This window comes from Burkholderia sp. IMCC1007, from assembly GCF_027257875.1.
In the GTDB taxonomy this organism is placed as follows: domain Bacteria; phylum Pseudomonadota; class Gammaproteobacteria; order Burkholderiales; family Burkholderiaceae; genus Burkholderia.
Map to the genome: position 1 here is coordinate 127198 of NZ_JAPVQY010000006.1, position 23224 is coordinate 150421.

Annotated in this window: 18 protein-coding genes; 8 read left to right on the plus strand and 10 right to left on the minus strand. The window is 69.6% G+C overall.

What is annotated here, in order from left to right:
* Nucleotides 1-30: 30 nt before the first annotated feature.
* The gene (locus O1Q03_RS08445; protein ID WP_442865771.1) at nucleotides 31-1233 is read left to right on the plus strand and encodes an LLM class flavin-dependent oxidoreductase; all 1203 of its coding nucleotides are present in this window, start codon (nucleotides 31-33) and stop codon (nucleotides 1231-1233) included.
* 168 nt (nucleotides 1234-1401) lie between these two features.
* Here the strand turns inward: O1Q03_RS08445 and O1Q03_RS08450 are convergent, their stop codons facing one another.
* The 7 genes from O1Q03_RS08450 to O1Q03_RS08480 form a co-directional block, all read right to left on the minus strand.
* Nucleotides 1402-2619 (minus strand): acyl-CoA dehydrogenase family protein, encoded by a 1218-nt coding sequence (locus O1Q03_RS08450; RefSeq protein ID WP_269502753.1) that lies wholly within the window; start codon nucleotides 2617-2619, stop codon nucleotides 1402-1404.
* 233 nt (nucleotides 2620-2852) lie between these two features.
* A complete protein-coding gene (locus tag O1Q03_RS08455) occupies nucleotides 2853-3875 on the minus strand; it encodes an aldo/keto reductase (protein WP_269502755.1) in 1023 nt (340 codons plus the stop codon).
* 339 nt (nucleotides 3876-4214) lie between these two features.
* On the minus strand, nucleotides 4215-5084 hold the full coding sequence (locus O1Q03_RS08460; RefSeq protein ID WP_269502757.1) for an IclR family transcriptional regulator: 870 nt from the start codon (nucleotides 5082-5084) through the stop codon (nucleotides 4215-4217).
* A gap of 129 nt (nucleotides 5085-5213) precedes the next feature.
* The gene (locus tag O1Q03_RS08465) at nucleotides 5214-6620 is read right to left on the minus strand and encodes an MFS transporter (RefSeq protein WP_269502758.1); all 1407 of its coding nucleotides are present in this window, start codon (nucleotides 6618-6620) and stop codon (nucleotides 5214-5216) included.
* A gap of 114 nt (nucleotides 6621-6734) precedes the next feature.
* Complete coding sequence (locus O1Q03_RS08470; RefSeq protein WP_269502759.1) at nucleotides 6735-7568, minus strand: sugar phosphate isomerase/epimerase family protein; 834 nt, start codon at nucleotides 7566-7568, stop codon at nucleotides 6735-6737.
* 40 nt (nucleotides 7569-7608) lie between these two features.
* On the minus strand, nucleotides 7609-8220 hold the full coding sequence (locus O1Q03_RS08475) for an NIPSNAP family protein (RefSeq protein WP_269502760.1): 612 nt from the start codon (nucleotides 8218-8220) through the stop codon (nucleotides 7609-7611).
* On the minus strand, nucleotides 8217-9962 hold the full coding sequence (locus tag O1Q03_RS08480) for an FAD-dependent oxidoreductase (protein WP_269502761.1): 1746 nt from the start codon (nucleotides 9960-9962) through the stop codon (nucleotides 8217-8219). The genes O1Q03_RS08475 and O1Q03_RS08480 overlap by 4 nt, the downstream gene beginning before the upstream one ends.
* A 138-nt stretch (nucleotides 9963-10100) precedes the next feature.
* Between O1Q03_RS08480 and O1Q03_RS08485 the strand changes: the two genes are divergently transcribed.
* Nucleotides 10101-10997: an NAD-dependent epimerase/dehydratase family protein gene (locus O1Q03_RS08485; protein ID WP_269502762.1), complete on the plus strand. Its 897-nt coding sequence runs from the start codon at nucleotides 10101-10103 to the stop codon at nucleotides 10995-10997.
* A gap of 59 nt (nucleotides 10998-11056) precedes the next feature.
* Here the strand turns inward: O1Q03_RS08485 and O1Q03_RS08490 are convergent, their stop codons facing one another.
* Nucleotides 11057-12103 carry a Gfo/Idh/MocA family oxidoreductase gene (locus O1Q03_RS08490; RefSeq protein WP_269502763.1) on the minus strand — a complete coding sequence of 349 codons (1047 nt, stop codon included), beginning with the start codon at nucleotides 12101-12103 and terminating at the stop codon, nucleotides 11057-11059.
* A gap of 213 nt (nucleotides 12104-12316) precedes the next feature.
* On the opposite strand from O1Q03_RS08490, the gene O1Q03_RS08495 reads away from it, so the two are divergent.
* From O1Q03_RS08495 to O1Q03_RS08520, 6 genes are all read left to right on the plus strand, one after another.
* Nucleotides 12317-13612 carry an ABC transporter substrate-binding protein gene (locus tag O1Q03_RS08495; protein WP_269502764.1) on the plus strand — a complete coding sequence of 432 codons (1296 nt, stop codon included), beginning with the start codon at nucleotides 12317-12319 and terminating at the stop codon, nucleotides 13610-13612.
* 140 nt (nucleotides 13613-13752) lie between these two features.
* Nucleotides 13753-14622 (plus strand): branched-chain amino acid ABC transporter permease, encoded by an 870-nt coding sequence (locus O1Q03_RS08500; protein WP_269502765.1) that lies wholly within the window; start codon nucleotides 13753-13755, stop codon nucleotides 14620-14622.
* Nucleotides 14619-17174, plus strand: coding sequence for a branched-chain amino acid ABC transporter ATP-binding protein/permease (locus O1Q03_RS08505; protein WP_269502766.1), 2556 nt, complete (start codon nucleotides 14619-14621; stop codon nucleotides 17172-17174). Before O1Q03_RS08500 ends, O1Q03_RS08505 begins: the two co-directional genes overlap by 4 nt.
* Entirely contained in the window at nucleotides 17171-18013 is an 843-nt protein-coding gene (locus O1Q03_RS08510) for a shikimate dehydrogenase family protein (RefSeq protein ID WP_269502767.1), read from the plus strand. Before O1Q03_RS08505 ends, O1Q03_RS08510 begins: the two co-directional genes overlap by 4 nt.
* Before the next feature lie 222 nt (nucleotides 18014-18235).
* Nucleotides 18236-20026: an FAD-binding protein gene (locus tag O1Q03_RS08515; RefSeq protein WP_269502768.1), complete on the plus strand. Its 1791-nt coding sequence runs from the start codon at nucleotides 18236-18238 to the stop codon at nucleotides 20024-20026.
* Nucleotides 20027-20088: 62 nt separating this feature from the next.
* Entirely contained in the window at nucleotides 20089-20919 is an 831-nt protein-coding gene (locus O1Q03_RS08520; protein ID WP_269502769.1) for an aldo/keto reductase, read from the plus strand.
* A 49-nt stretch (nucleotides 20920-20968) separates the two neighbouring features.
* Here O1Q03_RS08520 and O1Q03_RS08525 read toward each other — a convergent pair whose 3' ends face one another.
* Nucleotides 20969-22345, minus strand: a complete 1377-nt coding sequence (locus O1Q03_RS08525) for an MFS transporter (RefSeq protein ID WP_269502770.1) — start codon at nucleotides 22343-22345, stop codon at nucleotides 20969-20971.
* A 104-nt stretch (nucleotides 22346-22449) separates the two neighbouring features.
* Nucleotides 22450-23217 carry a glucose 1-dehydrogenase gene (locus O1Q03_RS08530; protein ID WP_269502882.1) on the minus strand — a complete coding sequence of 256 codons (768 nt, stop codon included), beginning with the start codon at nucleotides 23215-23217 and terminating at the stop codon, nucleotides 22450-22452.
* Nucleotides 23218-23224: the final 7 nt, after the last annotated feature.

Sequence of the window (23224 nt, forward strand, 5' to 3'; positions counted from 1 at the left end):
ATGCCGCGCGACGCACCGCACAGGACATCCATCGTGAGCGACACCCCACTGGCCGAGCGCAGCGTTGCGCCGGCCGCACCGTCTTCCTTCGTCGACGTCCGCTCGCCGGCCGACTATCCGGACAGCCCCGTGGCGCGCGCGTTCGCGCAGCCGCTGATGCTCGGGCTGTTCCTGCCGATCCAGGCCGGCGGCTGGAGCGCGTCGACGCTGCCGCGCAGCACCGACTGGTCGTTCGACTACAACGCCGCGCTCGTCGAAAAGGCCGAGGCGCTCGGCTTCGATCTCGTGTTCGCGCTGTCGCAGTGGCTCCCGAAGGGCGGATACGGCGGCGTGTTCGACGGGCAGGCGCTCGACTCGTTCATGACGCTCGCCGCGCTGACCGCGCGCACCGAACGCATCATTCTCGCCGCGACGAGCCACGTGCTGTACGGGCCGTGGCATCCGCTGCACTTCGCGAAGTTCACCGCGACCCTCGACCATATTTCGCGCGGACGCTGGGGGATCAACGTCGTGACCGGCCACCGTGCGATCGAGCATGAAATGTTCGGATGGCACCGCATCGAGCACGACCGGCGCTACGATCTCGCCGCCGAATTCATCGACGCGGTCCAGCAGCTGTGGGCCCAGCCGGAGAACTTCAGCTTCGAGCCGGCATTGTCGAGCTGGCGGCTGAACAGCGCGTTCGTCACGCCGAAGCCGCGCTACGGCCGGCCGCTGCTGATCAACGCGACCGGCTCCGACGCCGGCATCGCGTTCGCCGCGCGCTATTCGGACGTCGTGTTCATCACGAGCCCGGCCGGGCCGGACATCGAGCGCGCGCTGGCCGCGCTGCCCGCACACGTTGCGCGCGTGAAGGCCGCGGCCGCGGCCCACGGGCGGACGATTCGCACGCTGATCAATCCGCTCGCGATCTGCCGCGAAACGCCGGCCGAAGCCCGCGCGTATCGCGACGCGATCGTCGCGCATGCGGACGAAGGCAGCTTCCACCGTTTCGACAGCGACGCGCACGCGTGGCGCGGCGGCTTCGAAGAGCGCGCGCAGGCCGCCGCCCGCGCGATCGGCGGCAACATCTCGATCACCGGGTCGCCCGAGGAGGTCGCGGACTACATCGTGCGGCTGCATCGTGCCGGCATCGACGGCGTGCAGCTGAGCTTCTACGACTTCAAGCCCGATCTCGACTTCTTCGGCGAACGCGTGCTGCCGCTGCTGCGCGAAGCCGGACTGCGGCACTGACGATCCGTCACCGCGGATGACATGGAGCCCGTGGTCGCGCCGGGCGTCCGCGCGGCTTCGGCCGGCACGGCTGCCACGTCGACGCCTTCAGCGTCATTGCTCGGCTTCACGCAACGCTGGTATACGCACTGCCCCGCGCCGATGCCGTTTGGCATCGCCGCGTCGCCATCAGAACACCCGCCCTTCCGTCAGGTGGGTCGTCACGCCGTTCAGTTCGTAATCGCCGACGACCCGCGCCTTGTGCAGCAGCGGGTTGTGGCTGAAGATCGTGCGCAGGTTGCGCCAGTGGCGATCGAGGTTGTGCACGCGCCCGGTTGCCGATGCGCCGCCGACCTCGAACAGCCGCTCCGCCGCGTGCAGCGCGAGCTTGCTGACGACGAGCTGGGTCCGCGCGGTAGCCAGTGCCCCGTCGAGGACGAGCGCCTCGGCGTCCGGCGCGCCGGCGAGAATCGCGTCCGCCGAGCGGTCGAGCACACGCGCGTTCTCGCGCACCAGCGCGTCGATCGCGTGGCTGTGCGCGGACAGATCGCCGACCACCTGCTGAATCAGCAGATCCTCGCGCGCGGACGGCGCCGGGCTGTGCAGCGCCGGACGCGCATGCTGCAGCACGTAGTGCCGCGCATCGGCGACGACGTTGCGGACGATCCCCGCGCCCACCGCGACAAGGTGGAGCTGACGCAGCGCACCGGTATGACGGCCGACGAGCGTCGTGCCGTCGCGGTGGGCAATTTCGTAGGCGAATACCTGTACGTCGTCGAGCAGCAGGCTGCCGCTCGCCGTCATCCGCTGGCCCATTCCGTCCCAGTCGTCGGCAATTTCCAGCCCCTCGCGGCCGACCGGGATGATTGCGGCAACGGACGCGCCCGTCTCGTCCACCACGTTGATGCGCGCGTAATCCGCGAACGCCGTGCCGGTCGAGTAGTACTTGCGGCCGCTCACGCGGTAGTGCTCGCCGTCCTTGCGCAGCACCGTCGTATTCTCGCCCGGACGCGACGTGCCACGCTCGGTCGATGCGCCGCCGAAGATCGCGCCGGCCCGCGCGCGCTCGAGCTGCACGTCGTGGAACGGCGAGCGCGGCGACAGGCGCAGCGTTTCGGTCTGGTCGTAATGGATGCGCAGCGCATGCGCGAGGTTCGAATCCGCGGCGGCGAGCGTGGCGATCACGTCGAACAGGTCGACGAGCGTGCCGCCGAGGCCGCCGTGTTCGACCGGGATGCGCAGCACGCCGAGCGCGGAGCGACGAAACAGCTGGAAGCCTTCGAACGGCAGTTCGCGCCGCGCCTCGCGCTGCGCGGCATCGACACCGATCGCGGCGGCAAGCTCGGGCAACGCGGCAAGCGCATCGCTCAGACGATCGCGCGCGTCGAAGACGTGAGGGGCATTCATTCGGGTGTCCTTTGCGGAAGTCGGTTCGCGGGTCGATGGCGCCGCTCGTCACCGGGAAGACCGGGAAGCGATGACGGGCATGCAGCGCGATGCGGGGAGATCGCTGCCCGATCGGCGCGACCGATACGGTCGGCACAACCGCGCGGGCAATGCGAAAAAGTATAGGGACGGCGCCCGGCGCGCGAGACGCCGATTTCAGCGTTCGTCATGCGTTCGCCAGGATAGCCGCGCCGTCAGCGCTGCGCGCCACCGGTGCGCGGCACGCGACCGAAGAACGGATGGCCCGGATCGTTGAAGCCCGGCGTCGACGGATGGCCGGTCGGCACGAGCGCGTCGACGAAGGCTTCGTCGTCGGCGTCGAGACGATAATCGAGCGCCGGCAGATAGTCGTCCCATTGCGCTTCGGTGCGCGGCCCGGCGATCGTCGACGTGATGTAGCGGCTGTTCAGTACCCATGCGAGCGCGAAGTGGCTGGCCGGCACGCCGCGCGCGCGCGCATGTTCCTGCACGCGGCGCGCGAGCTGGATCGTCTCCGGCCGCCATTCCGTTTCGAGCAGACGCCGGTCGTTGCGGCCGGCGCGCGTATCGTCCGACGGCGCCGCGCCCGGTTCGTATTTGCCGGTCAGCACGCCGCGCGCGAGCGGGCTGTAGGAAATCACGCCCAGCCCGTAGCGATGCGCGGCGGTCAGTTGCTCGGCTTCGGCTTGCCGGTTCGCGATGTTGTAGAGCGGCTGGCTCGCGGCGGGGCCGTCGATGCCGAGCGCCTGTGCGATGTGACTGAACTCCGCGATCCGCCATGCGCGATGGTTCGACAGCCCGTAGTAGCGCAGCTTGCCGGCGCGGATCAGGTCGCCCAGCGCGCGCACGGTCTCCTCGACCGGCGTGTCGTGATCCTCGCGATGCAGATACAGCACGTCGATATAGTCGGTGTTCAGGCGGGCAAGGCTGGCGTCGACCGCCTGCACGATATGCTTGCGCGACGCGCCACGGTCGTTCGGCCCCGCGCCCTGCGGGTTCGCGAACTTGGTCGCGAGCACCCAGCTGTCGCGACGGGACGCGATCGCGCGCCCGACGATCCGCTCCGACTCGCCGCCCGCATAGACGTCCGCGGTATCGATCGAGTTCACGCCCTGCTCGAATGCCTTGTCGATGATGCGACGCGCGTCGGCTTCCGACGTCGGGCCGCCGAACATCATCGTGCCGAGCGTGAGGGTGGAGAGCTTGATGCCGTTTCGTCCGAGTTGCCGATATTCCATGGTCCTGTTCCGCGGGTAAGTGACGATCAGCGCGCGCCTTCAAGCGGCCGCAGGCGCGCAAAACCGTCAGCGTAACGCGCGGGGAGTTGCCGTCCTAACGATGAATCGGCATAAGGAATTCAGCGGTTCTTTCGGTTGTGTTGGAGTTCGGGCTAGCGAGCGGGTGATGTCGGCGTCTCGACGAGCGATCCGCCGACGCGCACGGTTCGCGTCAACATCGTCACGCTGTTCGCTGGGCGGTATTGCCGGGCCGCGATCGATTGCGCGAGCGGACCGCGCGTATCACCCGCTTCGCCGTGGAAGGCCGGTGATTCGATGAAGTAACCGCCGTGCACCTCGTTACGACTTCGCCGCTCGCTTGCGCGCCGGCGTTTTCGGCGCAGTCGCCGGCTCCGGTTCCGGCTTCGCCGGCACGCTTCCCGCACCCGCGCGTTTGAACCAAGGAGAGCCGAGCGTGGCCGCGCTCATGTCCGACGCCGCTTCGAGCAGCAACGGCGCGAGCTCCTTGAGACGCGACTCCGGCAGACGACTCGTCGGGCCGGCCAGACTCACGATACCGACCACTTCGCCCGTAACCGGGTTGCGCACCGCCGCGGCGATCGACGTCATGCCGATCTCGTACGTCTCGATCGCCACGCCGTAGCCGCGCGCGCGCGCGCCGTTCAGATCCTTCAGGAACTGCTGGATCGTCTTCGGCGCACGCGGCGCGTTCTGCGTCTTCGCGCTGAGCCCGCCCTGCTTCGACACCAGCTCGATCGCGCGCTCGTCGGGCAGCGTCGCGAGCCAGGCCTGGCCGCTCGCGGTGCAATGCAGCGGCGGCTGGCTGCCCATGTCCGGGTCGTAACGCAGGCCGGATTTCGCGCCCTGCGCCTTGCCGACGAACGTGATGTGATCGTCCTCGACCACACCGAGCCGCGCCAGTTCGCCGGACGATTCGGCCAGGCGGTCGAGCACCGGCTGCGAAATGTCGAACACGCCGCTCGTCGACAGGTAGATCAGCGCGAGCGACACCAGCTTCAGCGCCAGCATGTATTCGCCGTGTTCCTCGTCCTGACGCACGAACCCTTCGTCGATCAGCATCGACAGCAGACGATGCGTGCCGCTGCGGGGAATGTTCAGCGTATCGGCAATGGTGGCCAGCGGCATGCGGCCGCCGTTCTTTGCGAGCAATTCCAGCACTGCGAGCGCACGCTCGAGATTTCCTGCCATGGCGCCTTCTCGTCCGTATCGTGAATGTCAGATAAGAACACAATTCCACACTGGAATTCAAGCGAATTTACGCGGCCCGGCGTGGCGCGCCGCGGCCACCGCGCCCGTGGCCGTGGCCGCGCGCTCCGTTCAATGACCGACCGCCCCGCTCACGGTCACGAACGTGCCGCGATGGCGCGCGCCCTTGAGCAGCACCGCCGCGCCGCCCACGGCCGCCGGCACCGCAAGCGCCGCGAACACCTGGCCGAAGCTCCAGTTCGCATGAAGCATGGCCGCGCCCAGCATCGCGCCCGCGATGCCGCCGAAGCGGCCGACGCCGAGCATCCAGCTGGTGCCGGTCGCCCGCATCTCGGTCGGATAGGAGCCGGCGGCCAGCGCGCAGAAGCCCGTGTTCGAACCGTTCATGCAGTAGCCGATGCCGAACGCCAGCACGCAGATCACGGTGAATGGATGGGCCGACACGCCCATGTACCACGCGAGCGCGCCGCCGGCGAGCACGGTCGCGCCGAGCGCGGCGTGCGGGTTGAAGCGGTCCATCTGCCAGCCGATCAGCAGCGAGCCGACCGTCCCGCCGGCCTGGAACAGCGCGCCGACGATCGCGGCCTCGGCGAGCGAAAACCCGAGCCCGCGGATCAGCGTCGGCAGCCAGTTGCCGAGCAGATACACGGTCAGCAAGCCCGCGAAATAGCAGATCCACAGCATCACCGTGCCGAACGCGTGTTCGCGCGACAGAATCGCACGGACGGGGCTGCGCGCGTCGCGCACCGGTTCGGCCGACACGAAACGCGTGCGCGCGTCGGCAACGCCGGGCTGCACGCGATTCAGCACGCCGATGAGCCGTGCGCGGCGCGGCTCCGACAGCGCGAGATAGCGCGCGGATTCCGGCAGCCATTTGACGAGGATGGGCACGTATGCGATCGGCAGCACGCCGCCGAGCAGCAGGACCGAATGCCAGCCCCACGTTTCGATCAGCCACGCGCTCACGAAGCCGCCGCCTGCCGCACCGAAGGTGAAGCCGCAGAACACGGCCGTCACCATCAGCGCGCGCCGCCGCGGCGGCGCATATTCGGCCATCAGCGTGGCCGCGTTCGGCATCGACGCGCCCAGCCCGATGCCGGTCAGGAAGCGCAGCACCGTCAGCGACACCACACCGGTCGCAAACGCCGACGCAATGCTCCACAGGCCGAAGAACATCACCGCACTGACCATCACCGTCTTGCGGCCGAAGCGGTCGGACATCGGGCCGGCCGTGAGCGCGCCGAACGCGAGGCCGAGCAGGCCGCCGCTCATCACCGGGCCCAGCGCGTCACGCGGAATCGCCCACGCGCTGGAAATCGACGGCGCGATGAAGCCGATCATCACCGTGTCGAGCCCGTCGAGCATCACGATCAGCATGCACAAAAGCAACACGAGCCACTGGAACGCGCCCACCGGCCGCGTATCGAGAAATTGTTGAACGTCGAGCGAGCGCGCCTCTTTCGATTCGCGATCCTGAATGGTTTGCTTGGGCTTGCGGGCCGTCTGCGAGGAAGTCATGCTGATGTCTCCGGAATGTCGTTCTTGTCGTCGTGTCGGATGCCCGATCCGCGCGCCGGCGCGCTGCCTGGCGCCGATCGGGCCCGTGGTGTTGCGAAAGCGGCCGCCGCGCGATCAGGCCGGCACGGCCGCCGCGTCGATCACGGCAACGGTGGCGTCGCGCAGGCGGCGCGCCCGCTCGACGGCGGACGTCGTCTTCGCCCACGCTTCGTTCGGCACCTCGACGCTCACCGGCAGGTGAGCGGGCAGCGCGCGCAGGATGCCCGCGAGGTCGATGCCGCCCTCGCCCGGCACCATCCGCGCGCAGCGTGCCTGGAACAGCAGCGTGTCGACGTCGGTCGGGCGTTCGGCCGGCGCATCGCAGAACTGCACGTAGCCGAAGTACGCGTGCGGCAACGCCCGCAACGCGTCGAGCGACGAGCCCGCACGATCGAAGTGGATCGGGTCGACGATCAGCCCGGTGTTGCGCCGGCCGCATGCGTCGACGATGCGCGCACCGGCGCCGATCTCCTTCACGTCGGTCCACGGCATCGGCTCCAGCGACGGCGACAGGCCGAGCGGCGCGGCGAGATCGCAGAGCCGGCCGAGCCGGTCGACGGTGCGCGCGTCGTCGGGATCGTTGCCGGCCACGAGGACGTAGCGCGCGCCGAGCTCCGCCGCCGTTTCGAGCATCGGCAGATAGTGCGTCACGTCGGTATCGGGCTTCAGCCGCACGATCTCGACGTCGAGCACGCGCATGCCGGTATCGCGCAGGACCGCGAGCGTTTCGCGCTTGAGCCGCGTATCGCCGACGATCTCGTGGCGCACCTCGGTGTCGGTGGCCGGCAGCAATCGCAGGCCGACGTAGTCGTAGCCCGCGTCGACGGCGCATTGCACCATCTGCGGCGGACTCAGTTCGAGCACGGTCAGCGCCGACAGCGACAGCGCGCGGGTTTGAGGCTGGGTCATTGCATCTCCTTGAGCGTCAGGGGCGCCACGCGCGGCACGTTCAGCGCAACGGCGAGAACGGCGCGGGCACGCAGATCGTCGATTCCATGGTCGTGAGATGGGCCGGGCCGCCCTTCGGCGGCCAGACGCCGTCCTTGACCGCCTCGGCGCGAATGCGCGAACGCTCGTCCACGCTCGCATACGGCCAGATGTTCAGGAACCGCGGCGTGTCGCCGTCGAGCGCATACATCGCGCCCACCAGCGGCGAGCGCCGCGTGCGCTCCGGCACCGCCTGTTCCCACACGTCGATCGTGTGCTGCAGGCTGCCGAGCTTCGTGCCGTACACGCGCATCTCGTAGATGCCGCCGTGCACGGCCGGCTCGATCGGCGGCAGGAACGGGAACAGCGCATAGCTGGCCGTCTTCACGTCGATGATGGATTCGCCGCAGCCGAACGGATTGCCCTCGAGCAGCATCCGCTTGCGCTCGGCGACGAGCGCGGCCTCCGATTCGTAGCCGCGCAGCACCAGCACCTGGCCGAGCGTGCCGATGTCCGAATACCACGCGCCGAGCAGCCTGCCGCCTTGCGGATCGCAGCTGGCCTGAATCCCTTCGAAGACCTGCGCGTTCGCGCCGATCTTCACCGTGAGCGTCACTACGTCATACAGTGTCATTGCATTGTCCTCGAGGATGAATCGATGCCGGCACGCGCGGGTTCGGGCGCGGCGTCGGCGAGAGAAAGGCCGGCGAGATAACCGAACGTCATCGCCGGGCCGAGTGTGATGCCGCCGCTGGGATAGCAGCCGCCCATCATGCTGGCCGCATCGTTGCCGACCGCGTAGAGGCCGGCGACCGCACGGCCGGTAGTGTCGAGCACGCGCGCGTCGCGATCGGTGGCGAGGCCCGCGAACGTGCCGAGGCTGCCCGGCAACAGCTTCACCGCATAGAACGGCCCCGCTTCGATCGGCGCGAGACACGGGTTCGGCTGCCGCTCGGCGTCGCCCTGCACGCGGTTGTACGGCGTCGAGCCCTTGTGAAACGCCGGATCGCAGCCCTGCTTCGCATACTGGTTGTAGGCCGATACCGTGTCGGCCAGCGCGGCCGCGTCGATTCCGCATGCGCGCGCGAGCGCATCGAGCGTCGCGCCGCTCTGCAGATAGCCGGAGCGCCGGTACGGGCCGGTCGGAAACGGAAACGGCTTCGAGAAGCCGAGCCCGTAGCGCCGCTGAAAGCGATGGTCGCAGACGAGCCACGCGCATACTTCTTCGCCGGCCGGCGTCGTGTCGAGCAGCGCGGAAATGAAGTCGTGATACGACGATGCCTCGTTCACGAAGCGCTTGCCCGCGCGCGTCACCGCGATCACGCCCGGCTTCGCGCGTTCGATCAGATGCGGAAACGCGACGGCGCTGCCGCCCGGTTGCGGCACCAGCGACACGGGCGCCCACGCGGCCGGCGCATCGAGCGAGCAGTCGAAATGCGCGCCGATCGATTCGCCGAGCCGGATCCCGTCGCCGGTATTGCAGCGCGGCGCCGCCGACCAGTGTTCGCGGCCCGACGGCGTATAGGCGAAGGTCTGCGCGCGCCGGGCCTGATCGTGCGGGAAACCGCCGCAAGCCAGCACGACGCCGCGCGCCGCATGCACCGCGTGCACGATGCCGTCGATCGCCACGCGTGCGCCGGTCACGCGCGCGCCATCACGCAGCAGGCCGATCGCGTTCGCGTTCGTGCGCAGGTCGACCCCGCGATCGGCAGCCGATTTCAGCAGCCGCGCGACGAGCGCATTGCCGTTGACGAGATGCATCGAGCGCCCGTAACGCAGCTTGTGCCACGCGAACGCCGCCAGCCGGCGGCCGACGTGCAGCGCCGACTTCAGCGAGCGCGTCGCGCGATAGAAATGCGCGAGATCCTGGCCGGACGCGAGCGCCATTCCGTTGAGCGTCGTGACCGACAGCGGCTCGCGCAACCGGTCGATCAGCGGACCCAGTTCGCGGCCGTCGAACGGCATCGCGCATACCGAGCGCCCGCCCGTGCCGGCGCCCGGCGTGGTGTGGAAATCGGGAATGCGGTTGCCGTCGACGAAGCGCACCGCCGTGTTGCGCTCGAAGAATTCGATCATTTCCGGCCCGCGTTCGAGCAGCGCATCGGCCTTCGCCGCATCGAACTGCGCGCCCAGCTCGTTCTTCAGGTACGTGCGCGGCGCGTCGATGTCTTCGCGAATGCCGGCCCGCGTCGCGAGCGGGTTGCGCGGTATCCACATCCATCCGCCCGACCACGCGGTCGTGCCGCCAAACACGCCCTCCTTCTCGGCGACGATCACGCGCAGCCCCTGCGCCGCCGCCGTGACCGCCGCCGCGAGGCCGCCCGCGCCGGAGCCCAGTACCAGCACATCGCAATCGAGTATCGGTTCACGCTTCATGTTGAGTCTTGCCCGTTCAGTGTCTCCGACGCCGGATGCAACAAGATCGCGACGCCTGTGGAATGTTCTTTCGAAGTGGAATACTATTCCACTCAATCGGGTTTAGCAAAGACTTTGTGACGACATGGAGGCAACGCAATGCGAGTACTGGTAACGGGCGGCAGCGGTTTTCTCGGCGCATGGATCATCAGGAGGCTGCTGGCGCGCGGCATGGAATGCGTGAGTTTCGACCTGCGCACGAACCCGCGCCTCGTCGCGGCGCTCGCGCCCGAACGGGCCGCGGCCGTGCAGTGGCGCACCGGCGACATCGCCGACGCGGCCGCCACGGCGCGCGCATTCGACGGCTGCGACGCGGCGATCCATCTCGCGGGCATCCTCACGACGGACTGCGCGGCCGACCCCGTGCGCGGCGCGCGGGTCAACCTGATCGGCACGCTGAACGTGTTCGAGGCCGCCCGCTCGGCCGGGCTGCGACGCGTGCTGTACGCGAGCAGCGCCGGCGTATTCGGCCCCGACGACGGCGCCGTGCCGCTACCGCAAACCCACTACGGTGCGTTCAAGCTGGCGTGCGAAGGATCGGCGCGCGCGTACTGGCACGACCACGGGATCGCGAGCGTGGGCTTCCGCCCGCTGGTGGTCTACGGCGCCGGGCGCGAGACCGGCTCGAGCGCGGGGCCGAGCCTCGCGTGCCGGGCGGCCGCGCGCGGCGAGCGCTACACGATTCCGTTTACCGGCACGACGGGCCTCGTGTTCGCCGACGACGTCGCGGCCGCCTACGAGGCCGCGCTGCTCGCCGACATCGACGGCGCGCACGCATTCACGCTGGCGGGCGAGATCACCGCGGTGGACACGCTGATCGAGCGGATCGCGGCCATCGTGCCGGGCGCACATCTCGATGCCGGCGGGCCGCCGCTGCCGATCGCCACGGCCTTCCCCGACGATCCCGCTCTCGCGCGCCTGCTGCCCGGCCTGCCGCGAACCACGCTCGACGACGGGCTGCGGCAGACGGTGGCGTTCTACCGGCGCGAGCGTTAGGGCCTGCTCACGCTGGTAACGGGCTTGCGCCGGCCCTGGCCGGGCGCAAGCCCGCGCGGCTACGCCGCGACGTCGTCGGGCGTCACGCTCGTGCGCGTCGCGGCCGCGCGATGTACGGCGAGCGTCGCCGCGAGCGTGCGCGCGGCGTCGTCGGCCGAACACAGCGGCGCCTCGTCGCCCGCGATCACCGCCGCGAAATGGCGCAACTGTTCGTGGTACGGATCGGCGCCATGCGGCGTGCAGCGCTCGACCGTCAATGGATCGTGCCAGCCCTTCGCGCCGCGGTATTCCCACAGATCGAGTTGCGGCAGCGTGAGCGACGCATCCGTGCCGATCAGGAAATGCGTGTTCACGTGCTGGCGCGGATAGTGCGCGGCCTCGCCCGCCGCGAGATCCCAGTTCCACGGCGAGGCCGCGCAGTCGGACACGGCCAGCGTGCCGAGCGCGCCGCTGTCGAAACGCAGCAGCACGGCGGCCGTATCCTCGACGTCGAAGCCGCGCACGCGATTGGACGCCTGCGCCTGCACCTCGACGATCTCGCCGAGCAGGAACCGCATGATGTCGATGTCGTGGATCAGGTTGATCAACACGGGGCCGCCGCCCGCACGACGGCGCCATTCGACGTCGAAATACGCGTCGGGCTTGTAGAACGTCGCGAGCGCATTGGCCGCGACGGGTTGGCCGAGCCGCCCCGCCTGCACGATCTCGCGCGCGCGCCGCAGGATCGGATTGTGGCGGCGATGGTGGCCGACCAGCAGCGGCACGCCGGCTTCGCGCGCGGCGCGACTCAGCTCGGCCGCGGCTGCGACGCTATCGGATACCGGCTTCTCGATCAGCGCCGGCACGCCGCGCGCGATGCATGCGAGGCCGACCTCGACATGTGTCGCATTCGGCGTCGCGACGATCGCGCCGTCGGGGCGCACCGCGTCGAGCATCGTCGCGTAATCGGCGAACCAGCGCAGCCCGTCGGCACGCGCGAACTGCTCGGCCGCCGGCGACGGATCGGCGATCGCCACCACTTCCACCTGCGCATGCGTGCGTGCGCGCTCCACGTGCATCCGCCCGATTGCGCCTGCACCGATCACTGCCAGCCGTCTTCTTGCCATCGCTTCATCTCCGTTGTTGGGGCAACCGCGCCGGGCCGAGTCGTTCGCCTTCAGGACCGACCGGGTGAATACCCCGATTTATTGAAACCACCTTTACTTGTTGAATGCTATTCCACTTCTAACTAGAATTCACGAAAAATTTCGACATGTATCGCGGCGCGCCCATCGGCCGCGCGGAATCGACCCTTGACCCGGAAACAGGAGGCCAGACACATGACTGACCAGCACGAGCAGAACGACACCCTTTCCAGCCACCCGGCAGAATCCGACACCCCGGCGTTGGCGCGCCGCGCGTGGCTCGTCACCGCGGGCAAGGCGCTCGCGGGCGGCGCGGCGGCGCTCGCCGCGCCGGCGATCGTGCGCGCGCAGGGCGAGCAGCCGCTGAAGCTCGGCCTGCTGATGGCCAAGCAGGGCGTGTGGACCGAACAGGGCGAAGTGATCGCGAACGGCGTCAAGCTCGCGCTCGACGATGCCGGTAACCACGCGCGCGGCCGGCGTGTCGAGCTCGTCTGGTACGACGAGCCGAATCCGCAGTCGGCGCAGCAGAACATGCAGAAGCTCGTCGAGCAGGACAAGGCGATCGCGGTGATCGGCGGCACGAACAGCGGCACGTCGCTGGCGATGTCGTCGGTCGCGTGGCGCACCAGGACGCCCTACATCGCGCCGAACGCCGCCGCGCGCGAGCTGACCGGCAGCAGCTGCAACCCGTACACGTTCCGCGTGCTGAGCCCGACGCCCGTCGCGTGCCGCGCGCTCGCGCCGTCGCTGCTCGCGATCGGCAAGAAATGGCATTTCCTCGTCGCGAACTATGCGTACGGGCAGGACATTCAGCGGGCGATGTCGGACTTGCTGAAGCAGTCGGGCGGCTCGATCACCGGCGCCGACGTCACGCCGCTCAACACCACCGACTTCAGCTCGTTCATCCTGAAGATCCGCCAGTCGAAACCCGACGTCGTGCTGCTCGGGCTGCCGGGCGGCGACCTGTCGACGTTCCTCAAGCAATACGCGGAAATGGGCATGAAAGGCCGGATCCCGGTGGCGTGCCCGATCATCGGCGACTCGGATCTGTGGTCGATCAGCGCCGACGCCGCGAACGGCTATTACGGCAAGCCGTGGCATTTCAGCTCGCCGGGCCATTCGCCCGACGAAGTCGCGTTCGTCAAGAAGTACACGGCGAAGTACGGCAAGCCGCCGGCCGACAAGGCCTGGATCGGGTGGTTCACCGCACGTGCGCTGTTGCAGGCGATCAACCATGCGAAGAGCACGTCGGGCGCGGACATCGTGCAGAGCCTGGAGACCATCCAGATGACCGACGGCAGCGGCCCCGCGTATTTCCGGCCGTGGGACCACCAGCTGTTGCGGCGCTGGAGCGTGTTCAAGGTGAAGGACCGGATCGCCGACAAATGGGACTGGCTCGACCCGATCTCCGTCGTCCCGCAGAACCCCGCCGACCTCGACCGTCTGTTCGGCACGCGCGACGAGATCGGCTGCAGGATGGCCGCGCGCTGAGCCCGCGCGCCGCCGCCGCGGCGGCGGCGCACGGACCGACACAGCCTCAAGCGTATCCCGCGCGCGTCGCGGCCCGCCGCTCGCCCGTCGCACGACGGGCCGCGGCGCGGCTGCGGCGGGCCGCACTCTGGAGTAAGGGCATGGCTGAAATGTTGTTGTCCCAGATCGCCAACGGACTGGTGCTGGGGTTCCTCTATGTATTGCTCGCGATCGGACTGTCGATCATCTGCGGGTTGCTCGGCATCGTGAATTTCGCGCATGGCGCGCTCTTCGCGCTCGGCGCGTATTTCGCGATCGCGCTGTCGACGCAGTTCGGCTGGGCTGCCGTCGTGCTCGCGCCGGTGCTCGTCGCCGCGGTGGGCGTGCTGATCGAAGTGGTGTTCATCCGGCGCCTGTACGGCAAGGAGCCGCTGCTCGGCCTGATCGTCACGTTCGCGCTGTCGCTGCTGCTCACCGCGCTGGTGCGCGTCGTGTGGGGCGCGGGCGGGCTGCCGTTCAGCCCGCCCGCGATGCTCAACGGCTTTCTCGCATACGGGCCGCTGCTGATCACGAAGTACCGGCTGTTCGTGCTCGCCGCGACGATCGCGATCCTCGTCGTGCTGTGGTGGTTCATGAACTACACGCCGTACGGGCGGATCCTGCGCGCCGGCAGCCGCGACCCGGAAATGGTCGGGCTGCTCGGCATCAACCTGCCGCGCGTGCTGACCGGCGCGTTCGCGCTCGGCGCGCTGCTCGCGGGCGCGGCCGGCGTGCTCGCCGCGCCGCTCGTCACGGTCACGCCGGGGATGGCGACGGCCGCCGTGATGCCCGCGTTCGTGATCGTGACGATCGGCGGGCTCGGCTCGTTCGCCGGCGCCGTGGTCGCGGGCCTGCTGGTCGGCGTCGTGACCGCGCTGGCCGTCCAGTTCTTTCCGGAGGGCTCGTCGGTCGCGATGTACGTGCTGATGGCACTCGTCCTTCTCGTGCGCCCTCGCGGGCTGTTTGGTGAACGCTGGGAGCGCTTCGAATGAAACTCGACTATCTGACCCGCCACCCGGTGGCCGTGCTGACCACCACGCTCGTCCTCGTGTCGCTTGCGCTCACCGCGACCGGCACGCCGCTCGAGCGCGCGACCCAGATCGCGATCTACACGCTCTACGGGATGGGCGTGAACCTGCTGGTCGCGTACACGGGCCTCGTGCCGTTCGGCGCATCGGTGTTCTTCGGCACGGCCACGTATCTCGTCGCCGTGTCGCTGCTGCGCGTGCTCGGCAACGAGTTGCTCGCGCTGGCCGCCAGCGTGATCGTGACGACCGCGCTGGCCGCGCTGATCGGCGCGATCGTGCTGCGCCGGCGCGGGCTGTACTTCTCGCTGCTCACCCTCGCCTGTTCGCAGATCGCGTTCGAGATCGCGTTCAAGTGGACCGATGTGACCGGCGGCGAAAACGGCCTTCAGAACGTGCCGCGCCCGACCTTCCCGACGACCGTCGGCTTCCACGTGTTCGCGTGCGTGACGGTGATCGCCATCGCGTATCTGCTGTGGCGCCTCGTGCACGCGCCGTTCGGGCGCGCGCTGCAGGCGTTGCGCGACAACGAGCAGCGCGCGGCGAGCCTCGGCTACGACACGTACCGGCTCAAGCTGCGCGCGTTCGTGATCTCGGCCGCCGTGATCGGCTACGCGGGCGGCCTGCTGTGCCTGATGCTGCAGGGCGCGTATGCGAACAACCTGAGCTGGGAGCACGCGGGCGACAGCCTGCTGATGACCGTGCTTGGCGGCGTCCATCAGTTTCTCGGGCCGCTGTGGGGCGCGATCGCGTTCATCCTGCTCGAGGACAAGCTCAGCAGCCTGACCGAGCACTGGTGGCTGATCTTCGCGCCGATCATCATCGTGTTCGCGTTCTTCTCGCCCGAAGGCATCCACGGCATCGTGCAGCGGTTGCTGCGACGCCCGCGCTGGACGCTCGTGCGCGACACGATTCCCGCGCGCCCCGACACGATCGCGCCGTATCGCGCAGCCGGCATCGACACCGGTTCCGACACGCCCGTGCTGAGCGTACGCGGGCTGTCGAAGCGTTTCGGCTCGCTCGTGACCGCCGAACAGATCGACCTCGACGTCCATCCGTGCCGGCTGCACAGCTTCATCGGCCCGAACGGCGCGGGCAAGACCACGTTCTTCAACATGCTGACGGGCGTGCTGTCGCCGACGGCCGGCACGATCACGTTCGACGGCCGGGACGTGACCAGGCTCGCGATGTTCCGCCGCGTGCGGCTCGGCATGAGCCGCTCGTTCCAGATCCTCAGCGTGTTCCGCAACCTCACCGTGTTCGAGAACGTGCGCGTGGCCGTGCAAGCCGCGCAGCACGATCGCCTCGGCATGTGGCGCGACGCGCACACGCTCGACGGACAGAACGCGCTGACCTGGTCGCTGCTCGCGGCGGTCGGGCTCGACGAGCGCGCGGCGCACGGCTGCGAAAGCCTGTCGCACGGCGAGCAGCGGCTGCTCGAAATCGCGCTGTCGCTCGCGACCCGCGCACGCCTGCTGCTGCTCGACGAACCGCTCGCCGGGCTTGCCGAAGCCGATCGCGTGCGCGTCGCGGCGATCATCCGCGAGCTGGCGAACCATCATGCGGTGCTGTTGATCGAGCACGACATCGATCGCGTGCTGACGATTTCCGATCGCGTCAGCGTGCTCCATCGCGGCCGGCTGATCGCGGACGGCTCGCCCGCCGAAGTCGCGCGCCATCCCGAGGTGGTCGAAGCGTATCTCGGCCATGCAAAGGGGGAACGCCCGGTCGATGCGCGGCTCGCCGCGCGGCGCGGCGCGCAGCACGAACACACCGCACCGGCGCGCCGCCCGCTGCTGCGTCTCGAAGGCGTGAAAGCCGGTTACACCGGCAACACGATCCTCGACGGCATCGACCTCACGCTGCACGAAGGCGAAGTGATCGCGATCCTCGGCCGCAACGGCGTCGGCAAGACGACGACGTTGCGCGCCGCGACCGGCGTCGCCGACGTCACGGCCGGACGCATCGTGTTCGACGGCCACGACATCACCGGGCGCCCCGCGCACGAGATCAATCGCCTCGGCCTCGCGATGGTGCCCGAAGGCCGCCGGCTGTTCCCCAACCTCACCGTTGCCGAGAACCTGCGGCTCGCCGCGCGCAAGGGCGGCGCGAGCGTCGACGAGATGTTCGCGCTGTTCCCGCGCCTCGCGACGCGCAAGGACGTACGCGCCGAACACCTGTCCGGCGGCGAGCGGCAGATGGTGGCGATCGCCCGTGCGCTGATGGCGCCGGCGCAGGCCATCCTGCTCGACGAACCGTTCGAAGGGCTCGCCCCCGCCGTCGTGCAGGAAGTGCTCGACGCGGTCGTCAAGCTGCGCGAGCGCGCGAGCGTCGTGATCGTCGAGCACCAGGCCGACATGGTGCTGCCGATTGCCGATCGCGCGTACGTACTCGTCAACGGTCGCGTCGCGCACGAAAGCAGCGCGATCGCGCTCGAACAGGACACCGCCACCCAGGCGAAATTGCTCGGCATCGTACACAACGACGCCGGTTCCACCCAGGAGATGAAAACAGCATGACTGCCCCCTTGACCCCGACCACCCCGATCTCGCTCGACGAAGGCCTGAGCGGTGCGACCCGCGTCCACTTCATCGTCGGCGATCCGATCGCACAGGTCCGTTCGCCCAAGGGCGTGACGGCCGCGCTGCGCGAGGCCGGACGCGATGCGCTGGTCGTCCCCGCTCACGTCGCGCCGGACGATCTCGCGGCATTCTTCGCGGGCATCACGCCGATGCGCAACGTCGACGGCGTAATCGTCACGGTGCCGCACAAGTTCAGCGCCGCCGCGTTCTGCACGAGCCTGTCCGACGAAGCCGCGTTCCTCGGCGCGGCCAATACGCTGCGCCGCACCGCCGACGGCGGCTGGCACGGCGGCATGTTCGACGGCACCGGCTTCGTCGCCGCGCTCGGCGACGAAGGCTGCGACCTGCGCGGCAAGCGCGCGCTGCTGGTCGGCGCGGGCGGCGCAGGCTCCGCGATCGGCCATGCGCTGGTGATGGCGGGCGTCGCGTCGCTCGACGTGCGCGACAACGATGCGGCCCGCACCGCGTCGCTGGTCGAGCGGCTCGCGACGCTGCAGCGCGGCACGGTGCGCGTCGCCGCCGCGGATGTCGCGCCCGAGTCGTTCGACGTGATCGTCAATGCGTCGCCGATGGGCATGCGGGCGGACGATCCGCTGCCCGTCGACGTGTCGCGCGTGCCGGCCACCACGTTCGTCGGCGACGTCGTCACGAAGCCGCCGCTCACGCCGTTCATCGAAGCGGCGCGCGCCCGCGGCTGCCGAACCGTCACGGGCACGCAGATGTTCGCGCGGGTCTGCGACCGGATGGTCGCGTTTCTGATCGATACCGCCGCCTGAGTGCGTTCGGGCGGTGCCGAGCGCCGTGCGCAGCCCGTTCGCGGCCGGCGTCGGCATCGTGCACCGCTTCTGAACGGCGTCGCATGTCGTCACGTCCCGCGTAATTTATGGAACACTATTCCACTTTATTGTTTATTGGAATAACATTCCAAAATCATCGAGGCATCTTCGCGGCGCGCCGGATCCGGACGCGCGGCGGAACGACAGGAAGGAGACGTGGACATGGGTGCGGTGCAACAAGGTTGGGACGAGGAAGTAGACCTGCTGGTATTCGGCGCGGGCGCGGCGGGCATGACCGCCGCGCTCGTCGCGCATCACGAGGGGCTCGCGGTCCTCGTCTGCGAGAAAACCGCCGCGGTGGGCGGCATCACGTCCACGTCGGGCGGCACGACGTGGGTACCGGGCACGCGCCTGAGCGTCGACGCGGGCGTGCCCGACAGCGTCGACGATGCGCGCCGCTTCCTGCAGTCGGTGGTCGGCGCGCGCGGCGGCGACGACGCGCGCGAAGCCTTCCTGCAAAGCGGCCCCGACGCGATCGACGAGCTCGCGCGCATCAGCGAAGTGAAGTTCGTCGCCGCCGCCGCGCATCCCGATTACGTGAACGGCCCCGGCGCGGCCTACGGCGGGCGGGCGCTCGTGCCCGCGCCGTTCGACGCGCGCGTGCTCGGCCGCGCGTTCGCGCGCGTGCGGCCGCCGCGCAAGGAGTTCATGGGGCTCGGCGGGATGATGGTCGCGCGCGCCGACCTCAATGCGCTGCTCGCGCCGTTCGCGTCGGCCGCGAACTTCAAACGCACGATCGCGGTCGTCGGCCGCTATGCGATGGACCGGCTGCGTTTTCCGCGCGGCACGCAGCTCGTGATGGGCAACGCGCTGGCCGCCCGGCTCTATTACAGCCTGCTCAAGCGCCAGGTCGAGATTCGCTTCGACACGCCGCTGCTCGAACTCGTACGCGAAAACGGCCGCGTCACGGGCGCCATCGTCACGACGCCGGACGGCGGCCGCAAGCGAATCGGCGCGCGCCGCGGCGTGGTGCTCGCGACCGGCGGCATCACGCGCCATCCGTCGCTGCGCCAGCAGCTCTTCCCCGCCGCGGCCCGGCCGCTGTCGCTGGCGCCGACGACGCATACCGGCGACGGCGTCGACCGCGCGCAGCGCGTCAATGCGCGGGTCGAGAACGGCGGCGACAGCCCGGGGCTGTGGATGCCGTGCTCGATCCGCCGCGCACCGGGCGCAGCCCCGGGCGGCGAAGGCGACAGCGTGTGGCCGCACATCATTCTCGATCGCGCGAAACCGGGGCTCATCGCGGTCAACAGCCGCGGCGAGCGCTTCGTCAACGAGTCGAACTCGTACCACGACTTCGTGATGGGCATGCTGCGCGACAGCGGCGACGGGCCGAGCGTGCCGGCCCATCTGATCGTCGATGCGGCATTCATCCAGACCTACGGCCTCGGCCTGCTGATGCCGGCGCGCAGCGCGGCGCGCATCGCGGCGCTCGAGCGTGCCGGCTACCTCGTCAAGGGCGCGACGCTGGCCGAGCTGGCCGCGAAACTGCAGATCGATGCGGACGGCCTGCAGCGTACCGTCGCGGCCTACAACCGCGACGCCGCCAAAGGCGAGGATCCGGCGTTCCAGCGCGGCAGCAGCCCGATGAGCCGCTTCAACGGCGACCCGGCGCAACAGCCGAACCCGTGCATTCGCCCGATCGGGGCCGGCCCCTACTATGCTGTGACCGTATGGCCCGCCGATCTCGCGTGCAGCGCGGGGCTGAGCGGCACGGCGAACGGCGAGGTGATCGACGTCGACGGGCGCGTGATTCCCGGCCTCTTCGCGTGCGGCAACGATCTCGCGTCGATCTTCCGCGGCACCTATCCGGGCCCCGGCACGACGCTCGGCCCGGCCATCGTATTCGGCTGGCGCATCGCGAAGTTCGTCGCGCACGGCGGTGCGGCATCGAAGGGGGAGACACCCGCGACCGCCGCGCATCGCTCGACCTGCGACAGCGCCCACGGCTGACGCACGCGCCGGCACGGCATGCGCAGGACGTGCCGGCTCAACCCATCGAGGAGGAATCGTACATGCAATGCATCGTCAACCGCCACGCGCTGAACATGCCGAAACTGGGGCTCGGCACGTGGCCCATGCTCGGCGACGCGTGCACGCGCGCCGTCGCGCTCGCGCTTGAGTCCGGTTACCGGCACATCGATACGGCCGCCGCGTACGAGAACGAAGCGGCGGTCGGCGCAGCCATCGCGGCGTCGAACGTCCCGCGCGAGCAGATTCACGTGACCAGCAAGGTGTGGTGGGATCAGCTGAGCCCCGAACGCATGCGGCACTCGCTCGACAACACGTTGCGCGCGCTGCGCTCCGACTACGTGGACCTGTTCCTGATCCACTGGCCGGCGCCCGACTGGAATCTTGCGGAGACGATCGACACGCTCGTGTCGTTCAAGGAGCAAGGGCGCGCCCGCGCAATCGGCGTCGCGAACTTTCCGCTTGCGCTGTTGCGCGACGTCGTCGAACGGCGGCAGGCGCCGCTCGCCGCGATTCAGGTCGAGTACCACGTGCTGCTGGGTCAGGCGAAGCTGCTGCAATTCGCGCGCGAGCACGACATGGCGCTGATCGCGTACAGCCCGCTCGCGCGCAACCGCGTGTCCGAGATTCCGGAACTGCAGCGCATCGCCGACAAGCATCGCGTGCTGCCGACCCAGGTCGCGCTGAAGTGGCTGCTCGACCAGCCGAACGTGGCCGCCGTGCCGAAGGCGGCCGGGCGACGCAATCAGCTCGCCAACCTGGCATCGCTCGACGTGAACCTGGACGACGCAGATCGTGCGCTGATCGATGGCCTGCCGAAGAATCAACGTCTCGTGAGCCCGGCTTTCGCGCCGCAGTGGGACGCGCCCGAATGAAGCACCGGGGGCCGGGCATCGCGCACGCCCGGGCCCCGAGGGGACGCCGTCAGTGCTGCTGAACCACCGGCCCCGCCGCGTGCTCCGGCTCGCCCGCTTCCGCATGGCGGCTGCCGATCAGGTACACCGCGCCGGCCGCCACGAGCGACGGCACCGCGAGCAGGCTGAACACGTCGCCGAAATGCCAGCCCCAGCCCATCAGCAGCGCGCCGAGAAACGCGCCGGCCACGCCGCCGATCCGTCCGACGCCGAGCATCCAGGCGACGCCGGTCGCGCGGCAACGGGTCGGATACAGGCTCGCCGCATAGGCCGACATCGACGTCACCGCGCCCGTCACCACGGTGCCGCACAGCAGCGTCAGCGTGCCGAGCCACGCGGCGTGTCCGATCGTGCGGCTCACCACGAGGACCAGCGCGGCCGCCACGACATACGTGCAGACGATCGTCCGGTTCGCATTGAAGCGATCCATCAGCCAGCCCGCGCACAGATTGCCGAGCACGCCGCCGAGCGGGAACAGCGACGTCATCAGCGCACCGCCCTGCGCGCCGAAGCCGGCGTCGCGAAACAGCGTCGGCATCCAGTTGGTCAGCAGGTAGTAGATCAGGAGCCCCATGAAGTACGCGGCCCACAGCATCAGCGTGCGCGAACGGAACCGGCGCGACAGCACCAGCGCGAGCGCCGACGCACCGCCGTCGGTTTCCTTGCGCGCTTCGGCAGCCACGAACGTGCAGTCGTCGAAGCGCTCGCGCGGCGCGATCCGCGCGAGAATCCGCGCGATGCGGTCATGCTTGCCGTGGCGTGCGGCGAGATACTGCGCGGACTCCGGCAGCAACGCGACGAGCGCCGCGGCCAGCACGATCGGCCCGACCCCGCCCGCCGTCAGCACGCTTTGCCAGCCGAAGTGCGGAATCAGCCACGCCGACGCGATGCCGCCCACCGCGAGCCCGCCGGAGAAGCCGCAGAACATCGCGTTGACCGCGAAGCTGCGGATCCGTGCCGGCGCGTATTCGGACATCAGCGTGACGGCATTGGGCATGGCCGCGCCGAGCCCGAGCCCGGTCAGGAAGCGGAACGCGGTCAGCTCGCCGATCGATTGCGCATGCGCCGACACGAGGCTCCATGCGCCGAAGCACGCGACCGACAGCACGAGCACCGTCTTGCGGCCGAGCCGGTCGGCACACGGGCCGGCGGCGAGCGCGCCGATGCCGAGGCCGGCCAGCGCGGCGCTCATCACCGGGCCGAGCGCGCTGCGCGCGATGCCCCAGTCGTGAACCAGCGCGGGCGCGATGAAGCCGATCGCGGCGGTGTCGTAGCCGTCGGCGGCCACGACCAGAAAGCACAGGACCAGAATCAGCCACTGGCTGGGAGAAAAGCGCTCGGCGTCGATGAACGCCTGCACGTCGAGCGTCCGGGTCGGGGTTGTCATCATGTGTCTCCTGTATGCCGTGCGCGTCGCAGCGCTCACGCTGCCGGCGCACGGCTGTCTCCATGGTTGGATGGTCGGCGTGCCGTTCGGGCGGACGGCCGACGTCAGCCGGGCGGCGAATCCGCCGCGCCGTAGGCAAGCCAGCCGCCATCGACGTTCAGCACGGTGCCGGTGATGTAGCTCGCCGCGTCCGAGCCCAGGAACGCGATCGCGCGGGCGATCTCGTCCGGCTCGGCGAGGCGCCCGAGCGGCGTCCGGCGTTCGATCGCCGCCCGGTTCAACTGCCCGTTTCGCGCGAGCGTATCGACCAGTTCGGTCGCCACGTAGCCGGGCGCGACGGCGTTCACGCGCACGCCCTGGCGCGCCCACTCGCACGCCATCGAGCGCGTCAGCGATGCAATCGCGGCCTTCGCGGCGCCGTACGCGTTGCGCGTCGGAATGCCGCCCTGGCCGGCGATCGAGCACAGATTGACGATCGCGCCGCTGCGTTGCGCGAGCATCACGCGGGCGGCTTCGCGGCTCGCCAGGAACGTGCCGCGCACGTGCACCGACAGCAGGCGATCGAACGCTGCCGACGATTGCTCGAGGGTCGGCGCGTTCTGCTCGCCGATCCCCGCGTTGTTGACCAGCACGTCGATCCGGTCGTAGCGCGCGGCGACGGCGCGCATCAACGCGACCATCTCGTTTTCGTTCGCCACGTCGCCGCCGATGCCGACGTGCCGCGGCCCGAGTTCGGCGGCCCGTCGTGCCGCGCGCTCGCCGTTCAGGTCGGCGATTGCGACGCGATAGCCGTCTTCGGCGAACCGCTTCGCGCACGCCCAGCCGATGCCGTCCGCCCCGCCCGTCACGATTGCCACCCGCGTGCCGACCATGTGATCT